The sequence below is a fragment of the Desulfurobacteriaceae bacterium genome (assembly GCA_039832905.1).
Taxonomy (GTDB): domain Bacteria; phylum Aquificota; class Aquificia; order Desulfurobacteriales; family Desulfurobacteriaceae; genus Desulfurobacterium.
This window is the reverse complement of the sequence record JBDOLX010000048.1, coordinates 1-3669: the sequence shown is the minus strand read 5'-3', so window position 1 is coordinate 3669 and position 3669 is coordinate 1. Positions and strand designations below refer to the sequence as shown.

The window sequence follows — 3669 nt, the reverse complement described above, 5'->3', positions numbered from 1 at the left end:
CCATGACATTTATAACTTCTTCCATCTTACCGATAACTTCGTTTGAAATCTTTCTTAAGAAGGTCATATTTTCTGAATTACTCTTACTTATTTTCTCAGTAGTTGAGGAAATTGATTGAATAATTCCATTTAGGATATTGTTAATGTTCACTGTATTCTTTTGAATTTGTTCTGCAAGTTTCCTTATTTCATCAGCAACAACAGCAAAGCCACGTCCAGCTTCTCCAGCTCTTGCAGCCTCAATTGCAGCATTCAAAGCAAGAAGGTTCGTTTTATCAGTAACATCTTTAATGATCTCAATAATGTTTCTAATGTTTTCCGTTTCTTTATTAAGTTTTCTAAGTTCCTCTAGAGAAATCCGACTCTCCTTTCCTGTCTTTTCTATGGTTCTCTGAAGCTGTTCTATGCTCTTTTTAGTAATAGTTAGTTTTTTACTTGCTTCTTCAACATCCTTCTCAGACCTAGAAATTAACTCTTTAAACTCTTTAATTGGTTCCGTAATAGATTCAGCAATTTCTGTAGCTCTTTTTATAGACTCCTTTTCTTCTACTATCCTCTGCTTTACATTCTCAGCATTGTTCTTAAGTACCGTTGCTATCTCAACATTTCTCCTAGCAGAAAGCTTTGCCCTTTCTATTAAAGTCCGTACCTTATCTATAAAAGCATTGAAGTATTTAGCAGCTATTCCTATTTCATCTTGCCTATCTATATTAAGTTTCCTTGTTAAATCTCCCTCTCCCTCAGATAGATCCTTAGCCATAAGGATAAGCTTATTAAGAGGAGCTACTATGTCCCTCCTTACAAACAGTAGGAAAGCTATAACCATCAAAAACAAAAAGCCAAGAGTAAATAGGAGGATCTTATTTTCACTAAATGAGAAGATCCCAGAAAGTATTTCATCCTTCTCTATTTCCGCAACAATAGCCCACTTGTTTCCAAAAATGTTTATAGGAGCATAAGAAGTTAAAACTTCTTTTCCAAAGAAGTTTTTCGTTATGACTGTCCCCTTCTCTCCATTTAGAGCTCTCTTTACAGCCAAATTCTCAGCTTTTAAAATTCCAATAGTTGTCCCTGCAGATCTAACAACTGGATCTTCAATTTTTTCAAGAAACCTTATATTGTTCTTCAGAGTATAATCCCTTCCTACTAAGTAAACCTCTCCAGTCTTTCCAAGTCCCGCTTCCTTGAAACGGTAGTTGAAGTTAACAATTGAATCTATCTTGTCTATTGGAAGCTGAAATATGAGAGCTCCAATCTTTTTTCCTCTAAAGTAGACCGGAGCAGCTATAAAAGCTGCAGGCTGGTTATAGCTTGGTTCATAAGGTTGAAAATCCGAGAAAACAACCGATTCTCTTGAGGAGTTCATCGCTCTTCTAAATGCTTTAGCAAGCCCTGTATCACTGTAAGGACCAGAAATTAGATTTGTAGCAAAATCTTTTTCTTTAAAGGTTGTATAAACAACCGTTCCATTTCTATCAACCAAGAAAATATCGTAAAGTCCAAATTTACTAAGTAGGTAATTAAAATCTTTATGGAAACGCTTGTGAACTCTCATGTAAGAACAATCATACTTAGCGTTGTAGTCTAAGTTGTTCTTTTTACCAACTGGATAAGGGTTATCTACTATGAAAATGAACTGAGCAATTAGACCGTTAGGGTTTCTCGGTAGGTAAAACTCAAGATCTCTTTTCGGTTTTGAACCAGGTATAGAATAATTGACCATATTCAAGTAATTACTTTGATATTCACGCTTAAGAGCTTCTTTTACTCTGTCCATATCAACAGCCAGTTCCTGGGAAAGACGATAGAAAGCATCTTTGAACTCTCGAAGACTTTCTTTCGCAAGGTTGCTATTAGCTATCGAAGACAGGAGACTTTCCATATAGGAAAAGTAATCCTCAATGTGTTGACTTTTAGCCTCTCTAACTACTGTAAGACGATAGAAAGTTTCATCTATAAGGTTTTCCTTGGAAGTCTTAAAGGAAGAAAAACCAAGTATTACTGTTAAAACAAAGATTCCCATTAAACCAGCTAAGGTTATCTTCTTTCCGAGGGACATGCTTTTAAACATCTTTACCATCTCTAACTCCCGTGCCCTTCTTTACATTATAGAAAATTGAAATAGAAAATTGAAAATCCTTTATTTCTCACTTCTTTTCCAAATTATCGTAAAATTTTCAAAACACTTTAAGTTCGGAGGTCCCTTTGCCGAAGAGAACAGATATCAAAAAAATACTCATCATAGGATCAGGTCCTATTGTCATTGGACAAGCTGCAGAGTTTGATTACTCCGGGACTCAAGCATGTAAAGCGTTAAAAGAAGAAGGCTATGAAGTTATTCTTGTTAACTCCAACCCAGCAACAATAATGACAGACCCAGATGTTGCAGACAAAACATACATAGAGCCTTTAACAGTTGAAGTTCTTGAAAAAATTATTGAGAAAGAAAGACCTGATGCACTTCTTCCAACCGTTGGAGGACAAACAGCTCTAAACCTTGCAGTTCAGCTCTACGAAGCAGGAATTCTTGATAAATTCAATGTTGAGTTAATCGGTGCAAAGGTTGAAGCTATCAAGAAGGCAGAAGATAGAGAACTTTTCAAAGAAGCAATGCTAAAAATTGGTCTTGAAGTTCCAAAGAGTGGTCTTGCAAGGTCTATGGAAGAGGCTTTGGAAGTTATAAAGGAAGTAGGACTTCCAGCAATTATCAGACCTGCTTTTACCCTTGGTGGAGAAGGTGGAGGAGTAGCTTACAACATTGAAGAGTTTAAAGAAATTGCAAAAAGAGGACTCGACGCAAGCCCCATTAACGAAATTCTAATTGAGGAAAGCGTTCTCGGCTGGAAAGAGTATGAACTTGAAGTAATGAGAGACTTAAATGACAACGTTGTAATTATCTGTTCTATCGAAAACGTAGATCCTATGGGAGTCCATACTGGAGACTCTATCACTGTTGCTCCAGCTCAAACTCTAACCGATAAGGAATACCAAGTCTTAAGAGATGCTGCTATCAAGATAATTAGAGAAATTGGAGTTGAAACTGGTGGTTCAAACGTCCAGTTTGCAGTAAATCCTGAAAACGGTAGAGTTATTGTCATTGAAATGAACCCAAGGGTTTCCCGTTCTTCAGCCCTTGCTTCCAAAGCAACAGGTTTTCCAATTGCAAAAATAGCTGCAAAGCTTGCGGTTGGATATACTCTTGATGAACTACCAAACGATATCACAAAGAAGACTCCTGCATCTTTTGAGCCAGCAATTGACTACTGTGTTGTAAAGTTTCCCAGGTGGGCTTTTGAAAAGTTTCCAGAAGCTGATGCTTCTTTAACAACGAGAATGAAGTCTGTCGGCGAAGTAATGGCTATTGGTAGAACTTTCAAAGAAGCTCTCCTCAAGGCTATAAGATCTTTGGAAATCGGAAAATACGGACTCCTAATGAAGGGAGTAAGTGAAATCCCTGACCAAGTCCTTGAAAGTAAAATTGCTGTTCCAAATGCCGATAGAATTTGGTACATAGCAGAAGGCTTAAGAAGAGGCTGGACCATAGAAAAACTTTACGAGCTCTCCAAAATAGATAGGTGGTTCCTCCATAACATTAAACAGATTGTAGATCTTGAGAAGGAAATCAAGAAATACACCATTGATACTTTGCCGGATAACGTTCTAAAGTTT

Annotated in this window: 2 protein-coding genes; one reads left to right on the top strand and one right to left on the bottom strand. The window is 37.0% G+C overall.

The features are described 5' to 3' along the window. Nucleotides 1-2080 (bottom strand): methyl-accepting chemotaxis protein (locus ABGX27_03460; GenBank protein ID MEO2068548.1); only part of this gene is annotated, 2080 nt, incomplete at its 3' end. A gap of 125 nt (nucleotides 2081-2205) precedes the next feature. Here ABGX27_03460 and carB point away from each other — a divergent pair. Then, the coding region (gene carB, locus ABGX27_03455) for a carbamoyl-phosphate synthase large subunit (protein MEO2068547.1) at nucleotides 2206-3669 on the top strand (1464 nt) is incomplete at its 3' end.